This window comes from Shinella sp. S4-D37 (genome assembly GCF_040812195.1).
Taxonomy (GTDB): Bacteria; Pseudomonadota; Alphaproteobacteria; order Rhizobiales; family Rhizobiaceae; genus Shinella.
Map to the genome: position 1 here is coordinate 393,048 of NZ_JBFNXL010000005.1, position 25,219 is coordinate 418,266.

General features: G+C 67.1%; 23 protein-coding genes. 16 read left to right on the forward strand and 7 right to left on the reverse strand.

Features of this window, described 5'->3' with window-relative positions; all coding sequences use genetic code 11:
- Positions 1 to 8: 8 nt before the first annotated feature.
- Positions 9 to 2,066, forward strand: a complete 2,058-nt coding sequence (paaZ, locus tag AB3G45_RS09405; RefSeq protein ID WP_367830294.1) for a phenylacetic acid degradation bifunctional protein PaaZ — start codon at positions 9 to 11, stop codon at positions 2,064 to 2,066.
- Between the two features lie 7 nt (positions 2,067 to 2,073).
- The gene (locus tag AB3G45_RS09410) at positions 2,074 to 2,586 is read left to right on the forward strand and encodes an acyl-CoA thioesterase (RefSeq protein ID WP_367830295.1); all 513 of its coding nucleotides are present in this window, start codon (positions 2,074 to 2,076) and stop codon (positions 2,584 to 2,586) included.
- A gap of 16 nt (positions 2,587 to 2,602) precedes the next feature.
- Here the strand turns inward: AB3G45_RS09410 and AB3G45_RS09415 are convergent, their stop codons facing one another.
- The 4 genes from AB3G45_RS09415 to paaG form a co-directional block, all read right to left on the reverse strand.
- Positions 2,603 to 3,199 (reverse strand): TetR family transcriptional regulator, encoded by a 597-nt coding sequence (locus AB3G45_RS09415; RefSeq protein WP_367830296.1) that lies wholly within the window; start codon positions 3,197 to 3,199, stop codon positions 2,603 to 2,605.
- A gap of 92 nt (positions 3,200 to 3,291) precedes the next feature.
- Positions 3,292 to 4,602, reverse strand: coding sequence for a phenylacetate--CoA ligase PaaK (paaK, locus tag AB3G45_RS09420; RefSeq protein ID WP_367830297.1), 1,311 nt, complete (start codon positions 4,600 to 4,602; stop codon positions 3,292 to 3,294).
- Positions 4,603 to 4,641: 39 nt separating this feature from the next.
- Positions 4,642 to 5,082 (reverse strand): hydroxyphenylacetyl-CoA thioesterase PaaI, encoded by a 441-nt coding sequence (paaI, locus tag AB3G45_RS09425; protein WP_367830298.1) that lies wholly within the window; start codon positions 5,080 to 5,082, stop codon positions 4,642 to 4,644.
- The gene (gene paaG, locus AB3G45_RS09430) at positions 5,079 to 5,867 is read right to left on the reverse strand and encodes a 2-(1,2-epoxy-1,2-dihydrophenyl)acetyl-CoA isomerase PaaG (RefSeq protein WP_367830299.1); all 789 of its coding nucleotides are present in this window, start codon (positions 5,865 to 5,867) and stop codon (positions 5,079 to 5,081) included. Before paaG ends, paaI begins: the two co-directional genes overlap by 4 nt.
- A gap of 101 nt (positions 5,868 to 5,968) precedes the next feature.
- Between paaG and paaN the strand changes: the two genes are divergently transcribed.
- From paaN to AB3G45_RS09480, 10 genes are all read left to right on the forward strand, one after another.
- Positions 5,969 to 7,627 carry a phenylacetic acid degradation protein PaaN gene (gene paaN / locus AB3G45_RS09435; protein WP_367830300.1) on the forward strand — a complete coding sequence of 553 codons (1,659 nt, stop codon included), beginning with the start codon at positions 5,969 to 5,971 and terminating at the stop codon, positions 7,625 to 7,627.
- 46 nt (positions 7,628 to 7,673) lie between these two features.
- The gene (locus AB3G45_RS09440) at positions 7,674 to 8,813 is read left to right on the forward strand and encodes an ABC transporter substrate-binding protein (RefSeq protein WP_367830301.1); all 1,140 of its coding nucleotides are present in this window, start codon (positions 7,674 to 7,676) and stop codon (positions 8,811 to 8,813) included.
- 69 nt (positions 8,814 to 8,882) lie between these two features.
- On the forward strand, positions 8,883 to 9,755 hold the full coding sequence (locus AB3G45_RS09445; RefSeq protein ID WP_367830302.1) for a branched-chain amino acid ABC transporter permease: 873 nt from the start codon (positions 8,883 to 8,885) through the stop codon (positions 9,753 to 9,755).
- 2 nt (positions 9,756 to 9,757) lie between these two features.
- On the forward strand, positions 9,758 to 10,714 hold the full coding sequence (locus tag AB3G45_RS09450) for a branched-chain amino acid ABC transporter permease (RefSeq protein WP_367830303.1): 957 nt from the start codon (positions 9,758 to 9,760) through the stop codon (positions 10,712 to 10,714).
- Positions 10,711 to 11,496 carry an ABC transporter ATP-binding protein gene (locus AB3G45_RS09455; RefSeq protein WP_367830304.1) on the forward strand — a complete coding sequence of 262 codons (786 nt, stop codon included), beginning with the start codon at positions 10,711 to 10,713 and terminating at the stop codon, positions 11,494 to 11,496. Before AB3G45_RS09450 ends, AB3G45_RS09455 begins: the two co-directional genes overlap by 4 nt.
- Positions 11,483 to 12,184: an ABC transporter ATP-binding protein gene (locus AB3G45_RS09460; protein ID WP_367830305.1), complete on the forward strand. Its 702-nt coding sequence runs from the start codon at positions 11,483 to 11,485 to the stop codon at positions 12,182 to 12,184. Before AB3G45_RS09455 ends, AB3G45_RS09460 begins: the two co-directional genes overlap by 14 nt.
- A 4-nt stretch (positions 12,185 to 12,188) precedes the next feature.
- Entirely contained in the window at positions 12,189 to 14,249 is a 2,061-nt protein-coding gene (locus AB3G45_RS09465; RefSeq protein WP_367830306.1) for a 3-hydroxyacyl-CoA dehydrogenase NAD-binding domain-containing protein, read from the forward strand.
- 104 nt (positions 14,250 to 14,353) lie between these two features.
- Complete coding sequence (locus AB3G45_RS09470; RefSeq protein ID WP_367830307.1) at positions 14,354 to 15,280, forward strand: helix-turn-helix domain-containing protein; 927 nt, start codon at positions 14,354 to 14,356, stop codon at positions 15,278 to 15,280.
- 117 nt (positions 15,281 to 15,397) lie between these two features.
- Positions 15,398 to 16,804 carry an aldehyde dehydrogenase family protein gene (locus AB3G45_RS09475; protein ID WP_367830308.1) on the forward strand — a complete coding sequence of 469 codons (1,407 nt, stop codon included), beginning with the start codon at positions 15,398 to 15,400 and terminating at the stop codon, positions 16,802 to 16,804.
- Between the two features lie 28 nt (positions 16,805 to 16,832).
- Entirely contained in the window at positions 16,833 to 18,812 is a 1,980-nt protein-coding gene (locus AB3G45_RS09480; protein ID WP_367830309.1) for a tyramine oxidase, read from the forward strand.
- A gap of 114 nt (positions 18,813 to 18,926) precedes the next feature.
- On the opposite strand, the gene AB3G45_RS09485 is transcribed toward AB3G45_RS09480, so the two are convergent.
- Entirely contained in the window at positions 18,927 to 20,300 is a 1,374-nt protein-coding gene (locus AB3G45_RS09485; protein ID WP_367830310.1) for an FAD-containing oxidoreductase, read from the reverse strand.
- Positions 20,297 to 20,767: a DUF4126 domain-containing protein gene (locus AB3G45_RS09490; RefSeq protein ID WP_367830311.1), complete on the reverse strand. Its 471-nt coding sequence runs from the start codon at positions 20,765 to 20,767 to the stop codon at positions 20,297 to 20,299. Before AB3G45_RS09490 ends, AB3G45_RS09485 begins: the two co-directional genes overlap by 4 nt.
- A gap of 323 nt (positions 20,768 to 21,090) precedes the next feature.
- On the opposite strand from AB3G45_RS09490, the gene AB3G45_RS09495 reads away from it, so the two are divergent.
- The 4 genes from AB3G45_RS09495 to AB3G45_RS09510 are packed head-to-tail and all read left to right on the forward strand — an operon-like array spanning position 21,091 to position 24,893.
- On the forward strand, positions 21,091 to 22,002 hold the full coding sequence (locus tag AB3G45_RS09495; RefSeq protein ID WP_367830312.1) for an ABC transporter substrate-binding protein: 912 nt from the start codon (positions 21,091 to 21,093) through the stop codon (positions 22,000 to 22,002).
- Positions 22,003 to 22,057: 55 nt separating this feature from the next.
- A complete protein-coding gene (locus tag AB3G45_RS09500) occupies positions 22,058 to 23,218 on the forward strand; it encodes an ABC transporter permease (RefSeq protein ID WP_367830313.1) in 1,161 nt (386 codons plus the stop codon).
- On the forward strand, positions 23,215 to 24,153 hold the full coding sequence (locus tag AB3G45_RS09505; RefSeq protein WP_367830314.1) for an ABC transporter ATP-binding protein: 939 nt from the start codon (positions 23,215 to 23,217) through the stop codon (positions 24,151 to 24,153). Before AB3G45_RS09500 ends, AB3G45_RS09505 begins: the two co-directional genes overlap by 4 nt.
- Positions 24,150 to 24,893, forward strand: a complete 744-nt coding sequence (locus AB3G45_RS09510; RefSeq protein WP_367830315.1) for an ABC transporter permease — start codon at positions 24,150 to 24,152, stop codon at positions 24,891 to 24,893. The genes AB3G45_RS09505 and AB3G45_RS09510 overlap by 4 nt, the downstream gene beginning before the upstream one ends.
- Here AB3G45_RS09510 and AB3G45_RS09515 read toward each other — a convergent pair.
- The gene (locus AB3G45_RS09515; RefSeq protein ID WP_367830316.1) at positions 24,890 to 25,210 is read right to left on the reverse strand and encodes a Dabb family protein; all 321 of its coding nucleotides are present in this window, start codon (positions 25,208 to 25,210) and stop codon (positions 24,890 to 24,892) included. The two genes, AB3G45_RS09510 and AB3G45_RS09515, sit on opposite strands and share 4 nt — an antisense overlap.
- Between the last annotated feature and the right edge of the window lie 9 nt (positions 25,211 to 25,219).

Sequence of the window (25,219 nt, forward strand, 5' to 3'; positions counted from 1 at the left end):
ATAGCGACATGAACGTCATGGCAAACCGGCCGCGCCGCCTTGAAAGCCATGTCTGCGGCCAGTGGGTCGCCGGGGCGAAGGAAGGCGTGCCGCTGCTCGACGCTTCGACGGGCGCGCCCGTCGCCTTCATCGATTCCACCGGCATCGACTTCAAGGCCGCGCTTGCCTACGGCCGCGATATGGGCGGCCCGGCCTTGCGCCGCCTGTCCTTCCACGAGCGTGCCGCCATGCTGAAGGCGCTCGGCCAGGCGTTGATGGAGCGGAAGGAGGAGTTCTACGCCCTCTCCACCGCCACCGGCGCGACCCGCGCCGATAGCTGGGTAGATATCGAAGGCGGCATCGGCACGCTGCTCTCCTATGCCTCCAAGGGCCGGCGCGAACTGCCGAATACCCGCGTCCTGCTCGACGGCGACGTGGAGCCGCTTTCCAAGGATGGCACCTTTGCCGCGCAGCATATCCTCAGCCCGCTGCAGGGCGTCGCGGTCCACATCAACGCCTTCAACTTCCCCTGCTGGGGCATGCTGGAAAAGCTGGCGCCGACGCTGCTGGCCGGCGTTCCGGCCATCGTCAAGCCGGCAAGCCAGACCGCCTATCTCACCGAACTGATGGTCCGCCGCATCGTCGAGACCGGCATCTTGCCCGAAGGTGCGCTGCAGCTCGTCTGCGGCTCGGTCGGCGACCTGCTCGACCATGTCGAAGGGCAGGACGCCGTGACCTTCACCGGCTCGGCCGTGACCGGCCGGCGCCTGAAGACGCACAAGGCCATCGTCGAGAATTCGGTGCGCTTCACCATGGAGGCCGACAGCCTCAACGCCGCCGTGCTCGGCCTCGACGCCGCGCCCGGCACGGAGGAATTCGACCTCTTCGTCAGGGAAGTCGCCCGCGAGATGACGGTCAAGGCCGGGCAGAAATGCACGGCGATCCGCCGTGTCATCGTGCCCCGCTCCTACAGTGAGGCCCTCATCGAAAGCCTCCGTGCGCGACTGGCCAAGACGGCGATCGGTAACCCGACGGACGAGGCCGTGCGCATGGGCCCGCTCGCCAGCCTCGACCAGCGCGAGGAGGTCCGCGCGCGCATCCGCGATCTTGCGGCCGACGCGGAAATCGTCGCCGGCGATCCCGACAATCCGAGCATCCAGTCCGGTGATGCGGCGGTCGGCGCCTTCCTCGATCCGGTGCTGCTCTATTGCGGCAGGCCGGGCTCGGCCCGCGCCATCCACGATGTCGAGGCCTTCGGCCCGGTCAGCACCGTCATGCCCTATGACACGGCGGAAGAGGCGGTGGATCTCGCCCGGCGCGGCAAGGGCAGCCTCGTCGCCTCCGTCTTCACCAACGATCCGGCCTTCGCCGAAGAGGTCGTGCTGGGCCTTGCCCCCTTCCACGGCCGCGTGATGATCGGCAACCGCGTCAGCGCCAAATCCTCCACCGGCCACGGTTCGCCGCTGCCGGGCCTCGTGCACGGCGGCCCCGGCCGCGCAGGCGGCGGCGAGGAACTGGGCGGCATGCGCGGCGTGAAGCACTACATGCAACGCACCGCAATCCAGGGTGCGCCGACCATGCTCTCCGCCGTCACCGGCCGCTGGCTACCGGGCGCGGAAGCGCGGGCGGGCGGCGAGCATCCGTTCCGCAAGTCTCTGGCCGAACTGAAGATCGGCGACCAGCTGATCACGGCGACGCGCACGGTGACGCTCGACGACATCGAGCATTTCGCCAACTTCACCGGGGACATCTTCTACGCCCATATGGACGAGGAAGCGGCGAAGGCGAACCCGTTCTTCGACGGGCGCGTGGCGCATGGCTACCTCATCGTCTCCTTCGCCGCGGGCCTCTTCGTCGATCCGGCACCGGGCCCGGTCCTTGCCAATTACGGTGTCGACAACCTGCGCTTCCTGACACCGGTCAATCCGGGTGATACGCTCCAGGTGCAGCTCACCTGCAAGGAGATCAACCCGCGCGCCAATGCCGAGCACGGCGAGGTGCGCTGGGATTGCCGGGTGACGAACCAGCTGGGCGCCACGGTCGCGCAGTACGACGTGTTGACCATGGTGGCCAAAACGAGGGAGTGACAGCCGCATGCCGATCGAACAGGACTCGCGCCGCCTGGAAATGACCGTGCTGATGACGCCCGACATGGCGAATTTTTCCGGCAAGGTCCATGGCGGCGCGCTGCTCAACCTGCTCGATCGCGTGGCCTTCTCCTGCGCCTCGCGCTATTCGCAGCAATATGCGGTAACGCTCTCGGTCGACCAGGTGATGTTCAAGGAGCCGATCCATGTCGGCGAACTCGTCACCTTCCGCGCCTCGATCAACCATACGGGCCGCACCTCCATGGAGGTCGGCATCCGCGTCGAGGCGGAGAACATCCGCTCCGGCCACCGGCGGCATACCAATTCCTGCTATTTCACCATGGTCGCGGTCGACGAGGCCGGACGGCCGGTGCGGGTGCCGGAACTGGAGCCGACGGCCCCCGTGGATATCCGGCGCCATAAGGCCGCCGAGCTTCGCCGCACGCTCAGGCGCAAGTTCGCCGAGCGGCTGGAGGCGGTCGCGGCGATGGGCAAGGACGCGCACGTTTCCGGCGACTGATGCGGAATGGCAAGCCTCAGGCGACCGCCTTCACGCCTTCGAGGATCAGCGTCGTCGCGATATCGGCATATTCGTCGCGCGTGACCGGCCCGTTCGGGCGGAACCACATATAAACCCAGTTCATCATGCCGAAGAGCGACATGGTGACGGGCATCAGCAGCGGGCGGTCCTTGTTGAGGTCCGGGTTGATGTCGCGGATGACGCCGGAGAAGCGCTTGACGATGCGCCGCTCGACGGCCTGCAACTCGGAAAGCTGCTCCTGCGAGAGCGCGCTCGTGCCGTTGAGCTGCACCTTGTGCTCGTTGTCCCGGCCCTCGTAATTGGCCAGGACGGCCTTCACGAGGAGGCGCAGCCGCTCCTGCGGGGGAAGGTCCGGGCGGTCGGCAGCCTCTATCGCGGTTTCGAGTTCGGTAAGGTGGGTGCGCACGATATCGAAGATCAGCGCGTCCTTGCTCGGATAGTAATGGTAGAGCAGCGCCTTGGAGACATTGCTGTGCGAGGCGATCAGCGACATGGAGGCCTTCTCCATGCCCATCTCGGCGAAGACCGCGGCGGCACTCAAGAGAATGCCACGCTGTTTTTCCTCGAAATCGACTGCGCGCGTGCGTGCCATGATATCCTGCTTTGCTTGTCTGCCGGTCGCTTCCGGGAGGGCGGCCGCCCTCCCTATACACAGTCAACCGGGTGCCGGGCTATCCCGGCGCTTCACTCTTTGGGGCGGTTGTCGACCACCCGCTTGGCCTTGCCTTCCGAGCGGGCGACGCCGCCCGGTTCATGCACGAGGATCTTCGTGGAGACGCCGACCACGCTCTTGATGTGGTGGGCGAGTTCCCTTGCCGATCCCGTGCGGGCCTCCTCGTCGGCGGCCTCCAGCGTGCATTCGACATGGACCGTCATGTTGTCCATGCGTCCGGCGCGCGTCAGCTCGATCTGGAAATGCGGCGCCAGCCCGCGGCATTTCAGGATCTGCTCCTCGATCTGCGTCGGGAAGACGTTGACGCCGCGCAGGATCATCATGTCGTCGGAGCGGCCGGTGACCTTCTCCATGCGGCGCATGGCGCGGGCGGTGCCGGGCAGGAGCCGCGTCAGGTCGCGCGTGCGGTAGCGGATGATCGGCAGGCCTTCCTTGGTGAGGGTGGTGAAGACCAGTTCGCCGATCTCGCCATCCTGCAGCACCGCGCCCGTCACGGGGTCGATGATCTCCGGGTAGAAGTGGTCTTCCCAGATGTGCAGGCCGTCCTTGGTCTCGACGCATTCGTTGGCGACGCCCGGGCCCATGACTTCCGACAGGCCGTAGATGTCGACGGCATGCATGTCGAAGGCCTGCTCGATCTCCTCGCGCATGGCGTTCGTCCAGGGCTCGGCGCCGAAGATGCCGACGGCGAGCGAACTTTCGCGCGGGTCGACGCCCTGGCGGCGGAACTCGTCGAGGATGGAGAGCATGTAGGAGGGCGTGACCATGATGATGCGCGGCTTGAAGTCCTGCATCAGCGTCACCTGGCGCTCCGTCATGCCGCCGGAGATCGGCACGACGGTGCAGCCGAGCTTTTCGGCGCCGTAATGCGCGCCGAGGCCGCCGGTGAAGAGGCCGTAGCCATAGGCGACATGCACGATATCGCCGGCGCGACCGCCGGAAGCGCGGATCGAGCGGGCGACGACGGTCGCCCAGGTGTCGATGTCCTTCTGGGTGTAGCCGACGACGGTGGGCTTGCCGGTTGTGCCCGACGAGGCGTGGATGCGCGTGAGCTTCTCACGCGGCACGGCGAACATGCCGAAGGGATAGGTGTCGCGCAGGTCCGTCTTGGTGGTGAAGGGGAATTTCGCGAGGTCGGCGAGCGTCTTCAGGTCCGAGGGATGCACGCCCGCTTCGTCGAAGCGCTGGCGGTAGAAGGGCGAGTTCTCGTAAGCGTGGGTCAGCGACCATTTCATGCGCTCGAGCTGCAGCGCGGAAATCTCGTCGCGCGACGCCGTCTCGATCGCTTCGAGTTCTCCGGGGCGGGGGGACAGGTCTTCCATGAAAATCTCCTCCGAGAATGCGGGACGGTGCCGTCTGCCTCACTCCGGCAGATGGGTGCCCTTGACTGTTCGCGAGTGGCCGCGGAATTCCGCGACATGCTCGCCCTCCTGGTTGGCGATGCGGATGTCGTAGATGCCGCCGCGGCCGCGGCGCGACACCTCCCGTGCCGTCGCGGTCAGCCGGTCGCCCCGGAAGGCCGGCGCGATGAAGGTCACCGAACAGTGCTGGGCGACGGTGCGCTGGTTGTAGGTGTTGCAGGCGAAGGCGAAGGCCGAATCCGCCAGCGTGAAGATATAGCCGCCGTGGCAGGTGCCGTGACCGTTGGTCATGGTCTCGGCGATGGTCATGGCGATGACCGCCTCGCCAGGCGCGACGGAGACGAGCTCCATGCCGAGGTGGCGGGTGGCGTTGTCGTCGTCCCACATCGCCCTGGCGCAGGCTTCGGCGAGCATTTGCGGGGAAAGCCCGGCGGCGCTCATTTGCCCGAAAACTCCGGCTTGCGTTTTTCGAGGAAGGCGGAAACGCCCTCGGCGTAATCGGCGCTGCGGCCGGCTTCGCGCTGAAGGTCGCGTTCGAGGTCGAGCTGCTGGTCGAGCGAATTGGTGGCGGCGGCCTGGATGGCGCGTTTCGTCATGCCAAGGCCCCTGGTCGGGCCGGCGGCGAGGCGCGTGGCGAGCGCGGTCGCCTCTTCCATCAGATTGTCGTCGTCGACGGCGCGCCAGATGAGGCCCCAGTCGGCGGCGGTTTCGGCGCCCAGCGGTTCGGCGGTGAGGGCCAGCGCCTTGGCGCGGGCTTCGCCGATCAGGCGCGGCAGGCTCCAGGTGCCGCCGGAATCCGGCACGAGGCCGATCCTGGAGAACGCCTGGATGAACCGGGCGGAGCGGGCGGCGAGCGTGATGTCGCAGGCGAAGGCGATGTTGGCGCCCGCGCCGGCGGCGACGCCGTTGACGGCGCAGATGACGGGCTTTTCGAGGCGGCGGATGAGACGCAGCAGCGGATTGTAATAGGTCTCGATCGTGTGGCCGAGGTCCGGCACGCCCTTCTTGGGGTCGCGGTCGCCGAGATCCTGGCCGGCGCAGAAACCGCGGCCGGCGCCGGTCAGCAGCACGGCGCGCACCGCGGCGTCCGCATGGGCGCGCTCGAAGCCGGCACGCAGCGCAAGATGCATCTCGTCGTTGAAGGCGTTGAGCTTGTCCGGGCGGTTCAGCGTGAGGCTGAGAACGCCGTCGGCAAACGCCGACAGGATGGTGTCGGAAGTGGTCATGGTTCCTCCCTGTCGCCCTTCCCAGCGGCGACCGTAAAAAAACTCTTGCATAAACCGACCGGTCAGTCAATTATAAAAGCACTGACTGGGAGGAGCCAGAGATGACCGGACTTTTCGAGCGCCATCGCCCGACGCTGACCGCCGCGATCGAAGCGGCCGCCAAGCGCGATTTCTGGACCGTCTATCCCGAAGTGCCGAGCGGCAAGATCTACGGCGAGACGGCGAAGGACGACGGCCTTGCCGCCTACAGGGCACGGCTCGATACGGCATTCGATCTTGCAGATCACCCGGCCGATGGGCGTGTCGGTGCGGAAGCCTCGCCTTACGGACCTGCCCTCGGCATCACCTATCCCGCCGCCTCCGCGGACATGCTCGTCATGGCTTCGCGCGCAGCCGCTTCGCAATGGGCCGCCGCCTCGCCTAACGTGCGCGCCGGCATCTGCCTTGAAATCCTCGCACGCCTCAATGCCCGCAGCTTCGAGATGGCGAACGCCGTCATGCACACGACGGGCCAGGCCTTCGCCATGGCCTTCCAGGCCGGCGGCCCGCATGCGCAGGATCGCGGCCTCGAGGCCGTCGCCCAGGCCTATGCCGAAATGACCCGCATACCGGCGCAGGCGACCTGGACCAAGCCGCAGGGCAAGGGCGCGCCGATCGTCATGGAAAAGCACTGGCGCATTATCCCGCGCGGCGTTTCGCTTGCCATCGGCTGCAACACCTTCCCGACCTGGAACAGCTATCCCGGCCTCTTCGCCAGCCTCGTTACCGGCAACACCGTCATCGTCAAGCCGCATCCGGCGGCGATCCTGCCGCTCGCCATCACCGTCGAGATCGCCCGGCAAGTGCTGGTGGAGGAAGGCTTTGCGGCCGATATCGTGCTGCTCGCCGCCGATGCGCCCGGCGCCGAGATCACCAGGGACCTCGTCCAGCACTCCGCCGTTGCCATCGTCGACTATACCGGCTCCAGCGCGTTCGGTGCCTGGGTGCGTGAAAACGCCGGGGCGGATGTCTATACCGAAGAGGCGGGCGTCAATTCGATCGTCATCGGCGCAACGGACGACTTTACCGGCATGTGCGGCAACATCGCCTTCTCGCTCTCGCTCTATTCCGGCCAGATGTGCACGGCGCCGCAGGATATTTTCGTGCCGCGCGGCGGCATCGAGACGAATGAGGGGCACAAGAGTTTCGACGCGGTCGCCGCCGGCATCGCCGCCGCCGTCGATGACCTGCTTGCCGATCCCGCGCGTGCGGCCGGCGTCTGCGGCGCCATCGCCAATCCGGCGACGCTCGCCCGCATCGCGACGACCCGTCCCCTTGGCCGCATCGTGCGCGATTCCGCGCCCGTCGACGGTCTCGACGGCGCGCGCACGGCGACGCCGCTGATCCTCGCCGTCGATGCGGCGGATACGGACGCCTATGGCGAGGAGCGCTTCGGCCCCATCGCCTTCGTCGTCGCGGTCGATGACCTCGCGGAGGGCGTCGAGCGGGCCGCGGCGCTTGCCGAACGCAAGGGCGCGATCACGGCCGCGCTCTATGCGACGGATGCGGCGCAGATCCTTGCGGCCGCCGATCGCTTCGCCACGGCGGGCGTCAATCTCTCTGTCAACCTGACCGGCGGCATCTATGTCAACCAGAGCGCCGCCTTCAGCGATTTCCACGTCACCGGTGCCAACCCCGCGGGCAATGCCAGCCTGACGGATACGGCTTTCGTCGCGAACCGGTTCCGCGTGGTGATGTGGCGCCGCCCCGCGGCGGCATGAGGAGTTCACGCTTCAATCTTTGTCTTTGTTGGGAGGAGAAACCGACATGAAACTTGCCCTTGCCACGACTGCCCTGGCCCTCGTCCTCGGCTGTGCCGCGCCCACCCTTGCCGATATCAAGGTCGGAGCGACCCTTTCGGAAACCGGCCCCGCCTCCTTCCTCGGCGATCCGGAGGCGAAAACGCTGAAGATGCTGGTCGAGGAGATCAATGCGGCCGGCGGCGTCAATGGCGAGAAGATCGACCTGATCGTCTATGACGACGGCGGCGATCCGAACAAGGCCCGCACCTTCGCCACCCGCCTAGTGGAGGACGACGAGGTCGTCGCCGTGATCGGCGGCACGACGACGGGCACCTCCATGGCCATCATCCCGGTTTTCGAGGATGCCGAGATCCCGTTCATCTCGCTTGCCGGCGCCATCGAGATCATCGATCCCGTCCGCCCCTTCACCTTCAAGACGCCGCACACGGACCGCATGGCCTGCGCCAAGATTTTCGAGGACATGAAGAAGGCCGGCATCACCAAGATCGGCCTGATCTCCGGCTCCGACGGCTTCGGCGCCTCCATGCGCAAGCAATGCCTGGAGATCATCGGCGACTACGGCATCGAGGTCCTGGCCGACGAGACCTATGGCCCGACCGATGCCGACATGACGCCGCAGTTGACCAACATCAAGGGCAAGGACGGCATCCAGGCCGTGTTGAACCCCGGCTTCGGCCAGGGCCCGGCGATCGTCACGCGCAACTATGCCCAGCTCGCCGTCGGCCTGCCGCTCTACCAGTCGCACGGCGTTGCCTCGGACGGCTTCATCGAGCTTGCGGGCGCGCAGGCCGCCGAGGGCGTGCGCCTGCCGGGCACGGCGCTGCTCGTCGCGAGTCTCCTGCCGGAAAGCGATCCCCAGCGCGCCGTCGTCGTCGCCTACAAGGAGGCCTACGAGAAGGCGACCGGCAAGCCTGTCTCGACCTTCGGCGGCTATGCCCATGACGCGCTGCGCATCCTCGTCGAAGCGATCACGCGGGCCGGCAGCACCGAGCCGTCGGCGATTCGCGACGCGATCGAAGGCACGTCCGGCCTTGTCGGCACGACAGGCACCGTGACCATGACGGCGGAGGACCATCTCGGCCTCGACCTGTCGGCCTTCCGCATGCTTCAGATCGAGAAGGGCGGCTGGAAGATCGTCGAGTAATCGAGCCCGCCGGCCCGCGCCATCAGGCGGCGGGCCGGCGGAAACGTCGCGCGCGAAGCGGAGGCATCCATGCCCGAACTCCTGCAATTCCTCCTCTCCGGGATTACGGTCGGCGCTGTCTACGCGCTGGTCGCGCTCGGCTTCACGATCATCTACAACGCGTCCGACGTGGTGAACTTCGCCCAGGGCGAGTTCGTCATGCTCGGCGGCATGATCACCGTCTTCGCCTCCGCCGCCGGCCTGCCGCTGCCGCTTGCCGCGCTCATCGCCGTCGTCGCGACGGCCGGTGTCGGCGTGGCGCTCAACAAGCTGGCGATCGAGCCGGCGCGCGGCGCGCCCGTCGTCTCGCTGATCATCATCACCATCGGCGCCTCGATCTTCATCCGCGGCGCGGCGCAGCTCGTCTTCGACAAGCAGATCCACCGTTTCCCCGCCTTTTCCGGCGACCAGCCGATCATCATCGGCGGCGCGACCATCCTGCCGCAGAGCCTCTGGGTGATTGCCGGGGCGCTCGCCGTCTTCTTCTGTCTCTGGCTGTTCTTCACGCGCACGCTGATCGGCCGCGCCGTGCTGGCGACGGCGAACAACCGCGTCGCGGCCCAGCTCGTCGGCATCAACACGAACTATGTGATGACGCTCTCCTTCGCCATGTCCGCCGCCATTGGGGCGCTTGCAGGCGTGCTGGTGACGCCGATCACGCTGACGAGCTACGATGTCGGCCTCGCGCTGGCGCTGAAGGGTTTCGCCGCCGCCATGCTCGGCGGCATGGGCAATCCGAAGGGCGCCCTCGTCGGCGGCCTGCTGCTCGGCATCCTGGAGGCGATGACGGCCGGTTATCTCAGTTCGCAATACAAGGATGCGGCCGCCTTCGTCGTCATCCTCGCGGTGCTCTTCGCCATGCCGCAGGGCCTTTTCGGCCGCAAGTCGACGGATCGGGTGTGATCATGCGGCTCTCCGGCAAGGCAACCACGCTCCTCATCCTCGCCGCGGTCATCGCGATCGCGCCGGTCTTCTTCCCGTCCTCCTACTATTTCCGCGTCGGCTCGCTGATCTTCGTCAACGGGCTTGCGGTGACGGGTCTTGTCATCCTCATCGGCTATGCCGGGCAGATCAGCCTCGGCCATGCGGGCTTTGCCGGCATCGGCGCCTATGCCTGCGCGCTGGCGCCGGTCCATCTAGGCCTGCATCCGGCGCTCGCCGCTTTGCTCGGCGCGGCGCTCTCGGCCGCCATCGCTTTCCTCGTCGGCCGGCCGATCCTGCGGCTCAAGGGCTACTATCTCGCCGTCGCCAGCCTCGGCTTCGGCATCCTCGTCTCGATGGTGCTCTCCAACGAGGCGCAGCTCACCGGCGGGCCGGATGGCATGGCGGTGCCGGAACTGGGCCTGCGCGCCGTCCTGAAAGCCATCGGCATCGACCTTTCCAACACCGAATTCTGGTATGCCTTCTCCGGCCTCGTGCTGGTCATCGGCGCCTGGCTGGCGCTCAACCTCCACCACAGCCCGACGGGCCGGGCGCTGCGTGCGCTCCACGGCTCGGAAGTCGCCGCCCGCACGGTCGGCATCGACGTCGCGCATTACAAGCTCGTCGCCTTCGTCCTGTCGGCGGTCTATGCCTCGGTGTCGGGTTCGCTGCTGGCGCTGCAGAACAAGTTCATCACGCCGGATGTCGCCGGCTTCATGCACTCGATCGAGATGGTCACCATGGCGGTGCTCGGCGGGGCGGGATCGGTGCTCGGCGCCATCCTCGGCGCGGCAATCCTCACCGCGCTGCCGCAGGTGCTGACGGTCTTCCAGGAATACGAACAGCTCCTGCTTGGCCTTGTCATGATGCTGGTCATGATCTTCATGCGTGAGGGCCTGTTGCCCTCTATGGCGCGCCGCATCCGGGGGAGGGCGGAATGAGCCTGCTTCAGATCGAAGGTCTCGGCATCGATTTCGGCGGCCTTCGCGCCGTGGGCGATGTCAGTTTCTCCTTGAAACCCGGCGAGATCGTCTCCGTCATCGGCCCGAACGGCGCCGGCAAGACGACGCTGTTCAACATGATCTCGGGCGTCTACGCCCCGGCCCGCGGCCGCGTCGTGCTGGACGGGGAGGATGTCACGCGCATGCCGCCGCACCTGCTGGCCCGGCGCGGCCTGTCGCGCACCTTTCAGAACCTGCAGATCTTCCAGTCGATGAGCGTGCTGGAAAACGCCGTCACCGGCCATCACCTGCATGAGCGCGGCTCGGTCTTCGCCGATCTCCTCGCGCTGTCGGCCTCGCGCCGGCGCAGCAAGGCATCGGAGGAAAGCGCCCGCGCGCTGCTCGACCGCGTCGGCCTCGGCCGCGCCGCCGAGCAGGAGGCGGGCTCGCTCTCCTATGGCGCGCTCAAGCGGCTGGAGATCGCCCGTGCGCTGGCGCTGAAGCCGCGCGTGCTGCTGCTCGACGAGCCGGCCGCTGGCTGCAACGCCGTCGAGACGGAGGAGATCGACCACCTGATCGCCAGGGTCGCGGCCGAAGGCGTGTCGATCCTGCTGGTGGAGCACGACATGAAGATGGTCATGCGCATTTCCAACCATATCGTGGTGCTCGATCATGGCGAGAAGATCGCCGAGGGCGAACCGGCGGCGATCGCGCGCGATCCGCGCGTCATCGAGGCCTATCTGGGTGCCCAGGCGGCGGAGGTGCAGAATGCTGACGGTTGAAGGACTGCGTTCACGCTACGGCCGTATCGAGGTGCTGCACGGCATCGACCTCGACGTCGCGTCCGGCGAGATCGTCACGGTGGTCGGCGCGAACGGCGCCGGCAAGACCACGCTGCTCAAGTGCCTTTCCGGCATCCAGCCGGTCTCGGCCGGGTCCATCGTCTTTCGCGGCGAGGCGCTGACGACGGTGCCGGCGCATGCCCGTGTGCGGCGCGGCCTTGCCCAGTCGCCCGAAGGGCGCCAGATCTTCACCAACCTGACGGTGGAAGAGAACCTGCGCCTCGGCGCTTATCTCTTCTCCGACGACAAGGTGGACCGGGACCGGGAGGACGCCTTCGCCATGTTCCCGATCCTGAAAGAGAAGCGCAATCTTGCAGCCGGCGGTCTTTCCGGCGGCCAGCAGCAGATGCTGGCGATCGCCCGCGCGCTGATGGGCCGCCCCTCCTGCCTGCTGCTCGACGAGCCGAGCATGGGCCTTGCCCCCATCCTCGTGGCGCAGATCTTCGACGTGGTGAAGAGCCTCAAGGCGCTCGGTGTCACCGTGCTGCTCGTCGAGCAGAACGCGTTCGGCGCGCTCTCCGTCGCCGATCGCGGCTATGTCATGGAGACGGGCCGCATCACCATGTCCGGTCCCGCTGCCGACCTCATCGCGGATGAACGCATCCGCGCCGCTTACCTGGGAATATGAGACCATGACCGTCACCATCGCCCGTGAAAACGCCATCGCCGTCGTCACCGTCGACAACCCGCCCGTCAACGCGCTGTCGCAGACGCTGCGCCAGGGGCTCGCCGAGGCGGTGGCGGCGCTCGACGCGGACGATGCCGTGAAGGCCGTCGTGCTGATCTGCGCCGGCCGCACCTTCATCGCCGGGGCGGATGTCGGCGAATTCGGCAAGCCGCCGGTGCCGCCGCATTTGCCGGATGTGGTGGCGACCATCGAGGGCGCGAAAAAGCCCTGGGTCGCGGCGATCCACGGCAGCGCACTCGGCGGCGGGCTCGAAGTGGCGCTCGGCTGCGCGTATCGCGTGGCCGTCGCCTCCGCCAGCCTCGGCCTGCCGGAAGTCAAGCTCGGCATCATCCCGGGCGCCGGCGGCACAGTGCGCTTGCCGCGGCTGATCGGCCCCGCCGCCGCTATCGATCTGGTGACGAGCGGCAATCCGGTGGGGGCGAAGAAGGCGGAAACGCTCGGCCTGATCGACGCCGTTGTCGACGGCGACCTGCGGGCCGGCGCGATTGCCTTTGCGAAGGACATTGCCGGCAAGGCCCGGCCGCAGCCGATCTCCAGCCGTGCCGTGGCCCCCGTCGAGGCGGGTTTCTGGGAAGGTGCCGAAAAGGCAGTGGCGGGCAAGGCGAAGCGGGAAGTCGCACCGCTCCGGGCGCTCGCCTCGGTGCGGAAGGCGAGCGAGACGGTTTTCGCCAGCGCCATGGCCTTCGAGCGGGAAACCTTCCTCGACCTGCGCGGCTCGGCGCAGGCGGCGGCGCTGCGCCATGTCTTCTTTGCCGAGCGCGCCGCGCCGCGCCCGCCGGAGCTTGCCGGCGTCACGCCGCGCGCCATCCGTTCGGCCGCCGTCATCGGCGGCGGCACGATGGGCGCGGGCATTGCCGCGGCACTGCGCGATACCGGCCTGCCGGTCGTCCTCATCGAACGTGATGCGGCGGCCGTCGAGCGCGGGCTTGCCAATGTGCGGGGCATCTATGACGGCGCGGTGAAGCGCGGCCGCATCGCGCAGGCGGTGGCGGACGAGCGCATGGCCGGCGTCACCGGCGGCGACGATTATGGCCTTATGGCCGATACCGACCTCGTCATCGAGGCGGTCTTCGAGGACCTCGCCGTCAAGCGCGCCGTCTTCGAAAGGCTCTCGGCGGTCTGCCGGCCGGATGCGGTGCTGGCCACCAACACGTCCTATCTCGATCCCGACGCGATCAGCGCGGGCGTCAGCCATCCGGAACGGTTCCTCGGCCTGCATTTCTTCAGTCCGGCGCATATCATGAAGCTTTTGGAGATCGTGCCGACGGAGGCGACGGCGCCGGAGGTGCTGGCGACCGGTTTTGCGCTCGCCCGGATGCTCGGCAAGATCCCGGTGCGTGCCGGCATCTGCGACGGTTTCATCGGCAACCGCATCCTGAAGGTGACGCGGGCGCAGGCCGAGCGGCTTCTGCTGTCGGGCGCGACGCCGTCCGCGGTCGATGCCGCCATGCGCGCCTTCGGCCTGCCGATGGGGCCTTTCGAGGCGCAGGATCTCGGCGGCCTCGACATCGCGGCTTTCCAGCGCAGGGCGGCGCGCGAGCGGGGCGAAACACCCTTCGCGCCCGTCGCCGACCGGCTCTGCGCCCTCGAACGCTACGGCCAGAAGACCGGCGGCGGCTGGTACGACTATCAGCCGGGCGACCGCGCGCCAAAACCCTCGGAAACCGTGGCGGCAATCATCGCGGAGGCGACGGAGGGTCGTGCGCAGCGGACATGGGACGAGGACGGTATCGCCGACGCCATTCTCCTGCCCATGGTCAACGAGGCGGCGCGCATCCTGGAAGAACGCGTGGCGCTGCGCGCTGCCGATATCGATCTGGTGAAGATCCATGGCTACGGCTTCCCGCGCTGGCGCGGCGGGCCGATGCACCATGCCGAGGCGCGCGGGCTTTCTACGGTGGTGGCGGTGCTGGATCGTCTTGCGGCGGAAGGCCTTGCCGAACCGCCGGGCGACGGCCTGCGCCGGGCGGCGGAGGCCGGCGGCTTTTCCGCGCTTGCCGGTTGAGGCGATTCCGGCAAGACTGCCTTGCGGGGATAGGCAGGCGTTGCGGACTGTGGTGAGATCGTTTTTGGGAGAACAGGCTTTCTGCTAGAGCCGGGGAGGGCACGATGCAGTCGCTGATGACGCCGGGACACAAGCCGGTGCCGGTAGAAATTCTCGAGGCGGAGATCAGGAGGGTCTGCGGCTCGTTCGATCTGGAGCCGATGCGCCGGACGGGTGTCGTCAACGGCGATGTCACGACGCGGCGTGTCGGCCCCTTCGATACGGCCATCGTCGCGCTCGATGCCTCCGAGGTCGCGCGCAACACCCGCTCCATCCGGCAGGATCCCGGCGAATATTTCTTCCTGCTGGTGCAGGATGCCGGCCATTGTCGCGTCGAGCAGGGCGATCAGGTCGCGGAGCTTTCGCCGGGCGACATGTTCCTCGTCGATTCCGTCAGGCCCTCGACCTTCCTCTATCGCGGCGAGCGCTCGAACCAGGTGTCGCTGCACATCCCGCGTGACGAGATGCTCCACCGCTTCGGCACGCCGTGCACCGGCGGCCTCTCGATCTCGCGCGACGATCCCCTCTGGCTCGCCATGCGCGCGGTCATTGCGAAAATGCTGCTGGAGGAGGGCGCGCAGGCGCAGCTTGGCGAAGCCTTCCTCTGCCTTCTCGGCGCCTACCTGCATTCGGCCCGCGTGACGGGCGCCGCCGCGCCCGTCGAGACGCTGCTGTCGCGCGCGCTTGCGATGATCGATCGCCACCGCGCGGATCCGGGCTTCGGGCCGCGCGAGCTGGCCGTCCGCCTTAACGTCTCGGAGCGCATGCTGCAGCGGCATTTCCGCCCGCTTGGCGAAACGCCCGGGCACCGGCTGCTCAACCGCCGGCTGGAGCTTGCCCATGCGCGGCTTTCCGCCCGCAAGGGAGAACAGGCGGCGGAGGGCGTCACGGCGGTTGCCTTCGATTGCGGCTTCAACGACCTTTCCTATTTCTACCGCGAGTTCCGCAAGAAATACGGCATGACGCCGGGCGCCGTCGCGCGCTGCCATTGACGCTTTTATCCAAAAGGCGGGACGGTGCCGTCCAAGTCCGGCGCGCCGCACCCCTCTAATCTCTGCCACCATATATCCCCGTCGGAGGAGGCGGGAGCGTTCATGGAGGAGGCGGACATGATGGAATTCAAAGCGACCATCGGCGGCAGGCCGGCGCCTGTCGGCGCGGACTTCGCCGTTCTCAACCCGGCGACGGGCAAGGAGGTCGGCCGCGCGCCGAACATGGGCGGAGCGGAGCTGGATGCGGCGGTCTCCGTCGCCAAGGCGGCCTTCGCCGCGTGGTCGGCGCAGGACGATGCTGCGCTGCAGGCGGCTTGCTCGGCGGTGACGGCGAAGATCGAGGAACATGCCGGCGAGCTTGCCGAGATCATCACGCTCGAGCAGGGCAAGCCGCTCAACGGCCTCGGCTCGCGCTGGGAGGTCGGCGGCGCCGTCGCCTGGGCGGGCTATACGACCGGGCTCTCGCTGCCGGCGCGGGTTTTGCAGGACAACGAGCAGGGCAGGGTGGAGCTCACCCGCAAGCCGCTCGGCGTCGTCGGCTCCATCACGCCGTGGAACTTCCCGGTCATGATCGCCGTCTGGCATATCCTGCCGGCGCTGCGCACGGGCAACACGGTCGTCGTCAAGCCCTCGCCCCATACGCCGCTTTCCACCCTGCGGCTGGTCGAGATCATGAATGAGGTGCTGCCGCCGGGCGTTGTCAACGTGGTGACCGGCGACGACAGGGCCTTCAATCTCGGCGGTGCCATGTCGGCGCATCCGGATATCCGCAAGATCGTCTTCACCGGCTCCTGCGCCACCGGCCAGAGGGTCATGCGGTCCGCCGCCGACACGATGAAGCGCCTGACGCTGGAACTCGGCGGCAACGACGCCGGCATCGTCCTGCCCGATGCGGATCCGGCGGCGATCGCCGAAGGCCTCTTCTGGGGCGCCTTCATCAACAACGGCCAGACCTGCGCGGCGATGAAGCGGCTCTATGTGCACGATACCATCCATGACGCGGTCTGCGAGGCGCTGGTCGCCTATGCACGCAATGTCAAGGTCGGCGACGGCATGGAGGAGGCGAGCATCCTCGGGCCGATCCAGAACCGCATGCAGTTCGACAAGGTCTCGCACCTCGTCGCGGACGCGAGGGAACGGGGCAAGGTGCTGCTCGGCGGAGAGCCGGGCGAGGGCCTGTTCTTCCCGCCGACCATCATCGCCGGCCTTCGCAACGGCGATCCGCTGGTCGACGAGGAGCAGTTCGGGCCGGCGCTGCCGATCATCCGCTACTCCGACCTGGAAGAGGCGATCCGGCTTGCCAACGACAGCCCGAACGGTCTCGGCGGCTCGGTCTGGTCGTCCGATGTCGCGGCCGCGAAAAAGGTGGCCGGGCGCCTCGCCTGCGGTTCCGTCTGGATCAACAAGCACGGCGCCATCCAGCCGAATGTGCCCTTCGGCGGCGTGAAGGCCTCGGGCATCGGCGTCGAGTTCGCCGAGGAGGGGCTTGCCGAATACACCGATATCCAGGTGGTCTTTGCCTGACACAAGCAAACGAAAAGAGGGAACGATCATGAGACTGATGAAACATCTGGCGACGACGGCACTTGCGCTCGGCCTTGCCGCCGGCGCGGCCGCCGCCCATCCGCTCGACGGGCTGACCGCCGAGGAATACCAGAAGATCAACCAGATCCTGCGCGAGCAGAAGGTCGCGGACGACGATACGCTCTATCCGTTGATCGAGCTGAAGGAACCGGCCAAGGCCGAGGTGCTCGCCTGGAAGGAAGGTGGCAGCCTCGACCGCAAGGCGACGGTCTATTTCACCAGTGCCGACGGCTTCAACGAGGCGGTCGTCAACATCTCCAAGGGCACGGTCGAGAGCAACGGCAAGACGGCGGGCCAGCCGATGGTGCTGTTCACCGAGTTCATGAATGCGCTGGAGGGTGCGCTCGGCCATCCGGACATGATCGCGGGGCTTGAAAAGCGCGGCCTGAAGCCGGAGCAGGCCTTCTGCCTGCCGCTGACGGGCGGCAACTTCTTCACGGAGGAATACCAGAACTCCCGCCTGATGAAGGTGCCCTGCTACCAGGTGCCGGAGGGGTCCAATTTCTATGCCAAGCCGATCGAAGGGCTCTTCGCCATCTACGATATCGGCAAGAAGGAGGTGCAGCGCGTCATCGATACCGGTGTCGTGGAACAGGCGCCGAAGGATAGCTGGGGTTATACGGAAGAGGAGGTCGCCGCGCGCCTGCCGCTGCGTCCGGAAATGAAGCCCGTCACGCTCGTGCAGGACGGCGGGCCGAACTACAAGATCGACGGCAGCCATGTCGAATGGGACATCTGGCGCTTCAACTTCCGCGTCGACAAGCGGCCGGGCCTCGTCGTCTCCAATCTCGACGTCAACGACGACGGCACCTGGCGCTCGGTCATTTACCAGGCGCATCTTTCCGAGGTCTTCGTGCCCTATATGGACCCGACGGAGGGCTGGTACTGGCGCACCTACATGGACAGCGGGGAGTACGGCTTCGGCCTCTTCCTCAGCCCGCTGCGCGCCGGCATCGACTGCCCCGCGCATGCCACCTTCCTGCCGGCGACGATCGCCGACGACAAGGGTTCGCCGCTCGTCATCCCGGATGCGATCTGCGTCTTCGAGCGCAATATCGGCGATCCGGCCTGGCGCCATTTCGAGGTCTTCGCACAGACGCCGGAAACCCCGGTGCCGGCAGAAGGGCGCCCGGCGACCGAACTCGTGGTGCGTACGGCCTCCGAGGTCGGCAACTACGACTATCTCATCGACTATCGCCTGCAGCAGAACGGCCAGATCAACATCTATGTCGGCGCGACCGGCCTCGATGCGGTGAAAGGCGTCGCCTCGGCCTCGATGAAGGATGCGACGGCGAAGGCGGACACGGCCTATGGCACGCTGATCGCGCCGAACCTTGTGGCCGCCAACCACGACCACTATTTCAACTTCCGCATCGATTTCGACATCGACCAGCCGGTGAACCATTTCTCGACCATGGACATCGTGCCGGCCAAGCTCGATGCGTCGAGCCCGCGCAAGTCGATGTGGACGGTCGAGCACACCATGCCGCACACGGAAATGGAGGCGCGCTACAAGCTCTCGGCCATGCAGCCGCGCTACTTCCACATCTCCAATCCGTCGCGCGAGGGCTATCTCGGCCACGAGCCGGGCTGGATGATCCATCACGGCAGCGTCGCCTACGGCCCCTACGACTATGCCAACGATCCGCCGATGAAGCGCAACGCCTATATCGAATATTCGGTCTGGAACACCGTGTACGATCCGGAACAGCGCTATGCCGGCGGCAAGTTCGCCATGCAGAGCGACGGCTCGGATACGCTCGCCGAATGGGTGAAGAAGGACCAGAGCCTGATGGGCAAGGACATCGTCACCTGGTTCTCCGCCGGCTTCCACCACATTCCGCGCATGGAGGACTGGCCGGTCATGTCGACCGAGTGGAAGACCGTGCACATCATGCCGCACAACTTCTTCGCCCATAATCCGGCGCTGACGTTGCGCAAGAAGTAAGTAGATGCCGGCGGGCGATGCCCCTCATCCGCCTGCCGGCGCCTTCTCCTTGGCTACGGGGAGAAGGTTGCGGCAGCGGGATGAGGGGCCGCCGCTGGCGCCCGCCGACCCCATTCATTCCACTGGCTGCATGTCCCCGAAAATCGTCGGAATCAGCTCCGAAACGGTCGGATGGATGTGCACCGCATGCGTGATGGTCGTATAGGGCTTGCCCGCATACATCACGTCGAGAATGCTCTGCACCGCCTCGTCGCCGCCGGTGCCGAGAATGGAGGCGCCGAGGATTTCCTTCGTTTGCGCATCGGCGATCACCTTCATGAAGCCGAGCGTTTCCCCCTTCTCCTTGGCGCGGCCGACGCGGCTCATCGGCCTTGTGCCGACCAGCAGCTTGCGGCCGGTCTTGCGCGCTTCCGTTTCGCTCATGCCGGCGCGGCCGAGCGGCGGGTCGATATAGAGCGCATAGGTCTGGATGCGGTCGCTCACCTTGCGCGGTTCGTTGTCGAGGAGGTTCGCGGCGACGATCTCGAAGTCGTTGTAGGCCGTGTGGGTGAAGGCGCCGCGGCCGTTGCAGTCGCCCATGGCGAAGATGCCGGGCACGCTCGTCTCCAGCCGCTCGTCGACGGTGATGTAGCCGCGCCTGTCCGTCGCCACCCCCGCCTTGTCGAGGTCGAGGTCGTCGGTATTCGGCCGCCTGCCGGTGGCAAGGAGGATGTGGGAGCCCAGGATCTCCGGCCCGCCCGCCGTGCAGTCGACCGCCACCCCGACGCCCTCGCCGCTTTTGAAGAAGCGGATGCACTCCGCCCCGGTGCGGATGGCGATACCCTCGCGTTCGAGGATGTCGCGCACGGCGGCGCTGACGTCCTCGTCCTCGCGGGCGATCAGCCGCGGCCCTTTCTCGACGACCGTCACCTTCGAACCGAAGCGGCGGAACATCTGGGCAAATTCCAGCCCGATATAGCTGCCACCGACGACGATGAGGTGCTTCGGCACCTCGGTCAGCTCCATCATCGAGACATTGTCGAGATGTGGCACGTCGCCGATGCCCGGGAAATCGGGCACGACGGCCCGGCCGCCGACATTGAGGAAGACCTGTCCGGCGGACAGCAGTTCCTCGCCGACACGGATCTCCGTCGGGCTTTCGAAGCGCGCATGGCCGCGGATGAGGGTGAGGCCCTGCATGCCCGCCAGCCAGTCCTCGTTGCTCTTGCGCGCATCGAAGCGCACCTTGTCCTTGCGCGCCATCACCCTGGCGAAGTCGATGGAGACGTCGCCCGTCACCACGCCGTAATTGGCGCCGCGGCGGGCGAGATGGGCGGCATAGGCGCTGGCGACCATGGTCTTGGTCGGCATGCAGCCGGTGTTCACGCAGGTGCCGCCGACATGCTTGCGCTCGATGAGGGCGACGGATTTTCCCGCGGCCGTCAGCCGGCCGGCAAGCGACGGGCCGGCCTGGCCCGCGCCGACGATGATGGCGTCGAATCGCTTCATGGCACGACCGATGAGACGACGAAGAGGCCGAGCAGCACGGCGACGGCGTCTTCCAGCACCGCGATCGGAAGATCCTTGCCGCCGATGGCTGCGACAAGGCGTTTGCGGGCTTCATAGCCGCCGAGCGTGCCGATGACCGCGCCGATGACGCCGGCGACGAGCCCGCCGATCATCGACCCCCCGAAGGTGCCGAGAACTGCGCCGCAGAACCCGCCGCTGACGATGCGCGCGCCGAACTGCTGCGGCACCTTGCGGCTCGGCGTGCCGGGCAACTGGTCGGTGACGAACTCGACGAGGGCGAGCGCGCCGAAGATGTAGGGCGTGAAACGATAGGCCAGGAAGGCGGCCCAGGTGCCGGAGACGGGAAGCCAGCCCAGCGCCGCCCCGATGCTGACGGCCGCCGGTGCCGTCATCGCGCGCAGCCCCGCCACGATACCGATCAGCAATGCGAGAACGTAGATGCTCATTGTCCCTCACGGATCTGCGCCGGACATCGGCCCGGGATGGTTTTCCGGCAGGGGTGAAATGCAGTATCGGAAAATGAGGCGGGCCGGGGGAAGAGTGTCGGATGCGTCCGGCGAATGCAACGCGTTTCTGTTGCAAAAGCCCGCTTCTTCGCCCAATCTCGAAAGCGCTTTGAACGCCGCAACAAACGGCATGCCCCGGCCGGCCGATGCGGTCTATTTTTTGCGATTGCCTGCCATATATGAAATGCTTTGCCGGGACCGGCTTTCCCGAACGTGGTGAAAATACCGTCATGGCTTTCCGCACAGAACGAAAGGGTTATCTCATGCGTCCAGTCGTCAAATTCCTCGGAGCGGCCCTGGCCCTCGGGCTTGCAGCCGGTGCCGCACAGGCCCAGGTCGTCGTCTCCTCGAAGATCGATACCGAGGGCGGCGTGCTCGGCAACATCATTCTTTCGGTGCTGAATGCGAACGGCATCGAGACGACGGACCGCGTGCAGCTCGGCGCGACTCCGGTCGTGCGCCAGGCGATCATCGCCGGCGAGATCGACATCTATCCGGAATATACCGGCAATGCCGCCTTCTTCTTCGAAAAGGCCGAGGACCCGGCCTGGAAGGATGCCGCCAAGGCCTATGAACTGGCCAAGACGCTCGATTTCGACGCCAACAAGATCGTCTGGCTGACGCCGTCCCCGGCCAACAACACCTGGGCGATCGCGCTGCGCAAGGACGTCGCCGAGCCGAACAAGCTGGCGACGCTGAGCGATTTCGGCAAATATGTCGCGGGCGGCGGCCAGGTGGTACTGGCCGCCTCCTCGGAATTCGTGAACTCGGCGGCGGCCCTGCCGGCCTTCCAGACGACCTACGATTTCACCCTGAAGCCGGAGCAGCTCATCACGCTTTCGGGCGGCGACACGGCCGCCACGATCGCGGCGGCCGCCAACCAGACGAACGGTGCGAACGCCGCCATGGTCTACGGCACGGACGGCGGCATCGCGCCGTCCGGGCTCGTCGTGCTGGAGGACGACAAGGGCGTGCAGCCGGTCTATCAGCCGGCGCCGATCATCCGCGAGGCGGTGTTGAAGGCCAATCCGCAGATCGAGGAGATCCTCAAGCCCGTCTTCGAGAAGCTCGACCTCGTCACGCTGCAGGACCTCAACGGCCGCGTCCAGGTCGGCGGCGAGCCGGCCAAGGCCGTTGCCGAGGACTTCCTGAAGAAGAACGGCTTCCTCAAGTAAGCCGCATCCGCCTCTCGCCTGCCCGGGCGAGGGGCCTTTCTTCCGAAAGGCGTTCATGACGTTCCGGATCGACAAGCTCGGCGTGGTGATCGCCGCATTGCTGGCCTGCGGCGCCTTCCTCGCGCCCTTTGCTACCTTTCGGGCCAACCGCATCGTGCCGGGCGAGGCGCGAAGCATCCTGGAAGCGCTTCCCGCCGGGTTCGGCGCGTCGCTGCTCGGCCTTGTCGCCGTCGCCATCGTTCTTGTCCTCCTGAAGACGCCGACGGTCTTCCGGCTGGTGCTGGGGCTTATCGCCCTGCTGGCGCTTGCCATCCTCGTCGGCCTTTCCGCCGGTCACCTCACGCCGCCGGAGAACACCTATGCCCGCGTCTCGCCGGCTTCCGGCTTCTGGTTGCTCAGCTTTGCCTTTTCGCTCCTGACGGCCGATGCGCTGGCGCGTCTCCGGCTTTCGCCGCTTGCCCGGGTCGCGCTGCTCGCCGCCGTCGCCATGGCCGCCGCGGGGCTTCTGATGTCCGGCGCCTGGGACGGACTGTCGATCCTCAAGGAATATGGCAGCCGGGCAGACAGCTTCTGGCTGGAGGCCGGCCGCCATGTCGTGCTGGCGCTCGGCTCGCTTGTCGCCGCCACGCTCGTCGGCCTGCCGCTCGGCATCCTCTGCCACCGGGTGGAGGCGCTGCGCGCCGGCGTGCTCAACGTGCTGAATATCATCCAGACGATCCCCTCGATTGCGCTCTTCGGCCTCTTGATCGCGCCGCTGGGCTGGGTCGCCGTCCATGTGCCAGGCGCCGCGGCGCTCGGTATCCGCGGCATCGGGGCGGCACCGGCCTTCATCGCGCTCTTCCTTTATTCGCTGCTGCCGGTCGTCGCCAACACGGTGGTCGGCCTTGCCGGCGTGCCGCGCGAAGCCAACGATGCCGCCCGCGGCATCGGCATGACGGACGGCCAGCGGCTCTTCCGCGTCGAGCTGCCGCTTGCCTTCCCGGTCATCCTCACCGGCATCCGCATCGTCCTGGTGCAGAATATCGGCCTTGCCACCATCGCGGCGCTCATCGGCGGCGGCGGCTTCGGGGTCTTCGTCTTTCAGGGCATCGGCCAGACGGCGATGGACCTCGTGCTGCTCGGCGCGGCGCCGACGGTCGCCCTCGCCTTCGCCGCGGCGATCGTTCTCGATGCCGCAACCGAACTTTCCAACCGCAAACCCGGCAGGGCCGCATGATCGAGATCGACAGCATCACCAAGCGCTACGGCGAGACGGCGGTCGTCGACCGCGTCTCGATGGCCATCGCGCCGCACACGATCACCGTCATCGTCGGCACGTCCGGTTCCGGCAAGACGACGCTGATGCGCATGATCAACCGCCTAGTCGAACCGACCTCCGGCACGATCCTGATCGACGGCACCGACAACCGCTCCATCCCCGGCTACGAGCTGCGCCGCCGCATCGGCTATGCCATCCAGGGCCACGGCCTCTTCCCGCACCGCACCGTCGCGGAGAACATCGCCACGGTGCCGACCCTGCTCGGCTGGGAGAAATCGCGCATCGCCGCCAAGGTGGAAGAACTGCTGGTGCTGTTCCAGCTCGATCCCGCCGCCTTCGGCCCGCGCTACCCGCATGAACTGTCGGGCGGCCAGCAGCAGCGCGTCGGCGTCGCCCGGGCGCTCGCCGCCGAGCCGAACATTCTTTTGATGGACGAACCTTTCGGCGCGCTCGACCCCGTCATCCGCGCCAAGGCGCAGGACGACCTGCTGGCGATCCAGAAGTATTTCGGCACGACCGTCGTCCTCGTCACCCATGACATGGAGGAGGCCTTCCACCTCGCCGATCGCATCGCCGTCATGGACAAGGGCAGGATCGTGCAATATGCGGCGCCGGAGGAGATGCTGGTGAACCCGGCGACGGATTTCGTCGAGACGCTGATCGGCGCCGGCGAACGGCCCTTCCGGCTCCTGTCGATCGGCGCGGTCGCGGAGGCGGCGGAAGCCGGCGAGGCGGAGGGCGAGCCGATCGCCGCGGCGTCCAGCCAGCGTGACGCGCTGTCTGCGCTGCTGTGGTCCGGCCGCGAGGCCCTGCCGGTCGTCGGCGCAGATGGCGCCCGGCTCGGCCGCGTCACGCTTGCCGGCCTTGTCCGGCGCGCGGCGAGGCCGCAATGACGCGGCTCCTGCCCAATCTCCTGCGGCTGGCGGCGCTCCTCGTCCTCATCGCCTTCCTCGTCCAGCCGCTGCTCTTCGAGCCCCTGCTGAAGCCGCTGGTACAGGCCAATGCGCCGGCCGTCTACAACCAGGGCAGCCTGCTGTCGCTGACGTTCTCGCACCTCGCCACGGTCTTCGCCGCGACGCTCGCCGCCACCGTCGTCGCCGTCGGGCTCGCCATCCTCGTCACAAGGCCGATCGGCGCGGAATTCCTGCCGCTGTCGCGCAGCCTCGTGAACATCGGCCAGACCTTTCCGCCGGTCGCGGTGCTGGCGCTCGCCGTGCCCGCCGTCGGCTTCGGCGAGAAGCCGACGCTGATCGCGCTCTTCCTCTACGGCCTGCTGCCGATCTTCGAAAATGCCATGACGGGTCTTTCCACCCTGCCGCCCGCCGTCACGGAGGCCGCGCGCGGCACGGGCATGACCGCCTGGCAGCGGCTCACCCGCGTGGAATTGCCGCTGGCATTGCCGGTCATTCTCGCCGGCATCCGCCTTTCTGTGACCATCAGCCTTGCGACTGCCACCATCGGCTCGACGGTTGCGGCCAAGACGCTCGGCGAGGTGATCATCGCCGGGCTGCAATCGAACAACCTTGCCTTCGTGCTGCAGGGCGGCCTCGTCGTCGCCGTGCTGGCGGTGCTGATCTATGACGGCTTTTCGGCGCTCGAACGGGTGCTGTCGCGCCGGGCGGGGCGGATTTAGCGGTCCCCGGTCTCCAGGTCGTAGACGAGGATGCCCTTGACGCCGCCTTCCGCCGCCGCAACGAGGCGTGCGCCGGTCTCCTTGTGCTCCTTGTCCTCCAGATAGGCGTCGCGGGAAAAGCTGTCGGCGAAATCGACGATGAAGCCGTCGCTGAAGCCCTTGTCCATGCCCGCTTCCGGGCTGACATTCACGCCGATATGGACGGCGAGCATGCCCGCAAGGCGATCCTTCAGGGCGTCGATCTCGTTGAAGAGTTCGGCCTTGTAGGCGGCGGAAATGGTCGGCTTGAAGTGGATGAAGACGCAGTGGCGGATCATGGCTTCCCC

What these genes read in the sequence shown, in the direction of transcription:
- paaZ (WP_367830294.1), top strand. Translation starts at nt 9, where the DNA reads ATGAACGTCATGGCAAACCGGCCGCGCCGCCTTGAAAGCCATGTCTGC.
- AB3G45_RS09410 (WP_367830295.1), top strand. Translation starts at nt 2,074, where the DNA reads ATGCCGATCGAACAGGACTCGCGCCGCCTGGAAATGACCGTGCTGATG.
- AB3G45_RS09415 (WP_367830296.1), bottom strand. Translation starts at nt 3,199, where the DNA reads ATGGCACGCACGCGCGCAGTCGATTTCGAGGAAAAACAGCGTGGCATT.
- paaK (WP_367830297.1), bottom strand. Translation starts at nt 4,602, where the DNA reads ATGGAAGACCTGTCCCCCCGCCCCGGAGAACTCGAAGCGATCGAGACG.
- paaI (WP_367830298.1), bottom strand. Translation starts at nt 5,082, where the DNA reads ATGAGCGCCGCCGGGCTTTCCCCGCAAATGCTCGCCGAAGCCTGCGCC.
- paaG (WP_367830299.1), bottom strand. Translation starts at nt 5,867, where the DNA reads ATGACCACTTCCGACACCATCCTGTCGGCGTTTGCCGACGGCGTTCTC.
- paaN (WP_367830300.1), top strand. Translation starts at nt 5,969, where the DNA reads ATGACCGGACTTTTCGAGCGCCATCGCCCGACGCTGACCGCCGCGATC.
- AB3G45_RS09440 (WP_367830301.1), top strand. Translation starts at nt 7,674, where the DNA reads ATGAAACTTGCCCTTGCCACGACTGCCCTGGCCCTCGTCCTCGGCTGT.
- AB3G45_RS09445 (WP_367830302.1), top strand. Translation starts at nt 8,883, where the DNA reads ATGCCCGAACTCCTGCAATTCCTCCTCTCCGGGATTACGGTCGGCGCT.
- AB3G45_RS09450 (WP_367830303.1), top strand. Translation starts at nt 9,758, where the DNA reads ATGCGGCTCTCCGGCAAGGCAACCACGCTCCTCATCCTCGCCGCGGTC.
- AB3G45_RS09455 (WP_367830304.1), top strand. Translation starts at nt 10,711, where the DNA reads ATGAGCCTGCTTCAGATCGAAGGTCTCGGCATCGATTTCGGCGGCCTT.
- AB3G45_RS09460 (WP_367830305.1), top strand. Translation starts at nt 11,483, where the DNA reads ATGCTGACGGTTGAAGGACTGCGTTCACGCTACGGCCGTATCGAGGTG.
- AB3G45_RS09465 (WP_367830306.1), top strand. Translation starts at nt 12,189, where the DNA reads ATGACCGTCACCATCGCCCGTGAAAACGCCATCGCCGTCGTCACCGTC.
- AB3G45_RS09470 (WP_367830307.1), top strand. Translation starts at nt 14,354, where the DNA reads ATGCAGTCGCTGATGACGCCGGGACACAAGCCGGTGCCGGTAGAAATT.
- AB3G45_RS09475 (WP_367830308.1), top strand. Translation starts at nt 15,398, where the DNA reads ATGATGGAATTCAAAGCGACCATCGGCGGCAGGCCGGCGCCTGTCGGC.
- AB3G45_RS09480 (WP_367830309.1), top strand. Translation starts at nt 16,833, where the DNA reads ATGAGACTGATGAAACATCTGGCGACGACGGCACTTGCGCTCGGCCTT.
- AB3G45_RS09485 (WP_367830310.1), bottom strand. Translation starts at nt 20,300, where the DNA reads ATGAAGCGATTCGACGCCATCATCGTCGGCGCGGGCCAGGCCGGCCCG.
- AB3G45_RS09490 (WP_367830311.1), bottom strand. Translation starts at nt 20,767, where the DNA reads ATGAGCATCTACGTTCTCGCATTGCTGATCGGTATCGTGGCGGGGCTG.
- AB3G45_RS09495 (WP_367830312.1), top strand. Translation starts at nt 21,091, where the DNA reads ATGCGTCCAGTCGTCAAATTCCTCGGAGCGGCCCTGGCCCTCGGGCTT.
- AB3G45_RS09500 (WP_367830313.1), top strand. Translation starts at nt 22,058, where the DNA reads ATGACGTTCCGGATCGACAAGCTCGGCGTGGTGATCGCCGCATTGCTG.
- AB3G45_RS09505 (WP_367830314.1), top strand. Translation starts at nt 23,215, where the DNA reads ATGATCGAGATCGACAGCATCACCAAGCGCTACGGCGAGACGGCGGTC.
- AB3G45_RS09510 (WP_367830315.1), top strand. Translation starts at nt 24,150, where the DNA reads ATGACGCGGCTCCTGCCCAATCTCCTGCGGCTGGCGGCGCTCCTCGTC.
- AB3G45_RS09515 (WP_367830316.1), bottom strand. Translation starts at nt 25,210, where the DNA reads ATGATCCGCCACTGCGTCTTCATCCACTTCAAGCCGACCATTTCCGCC.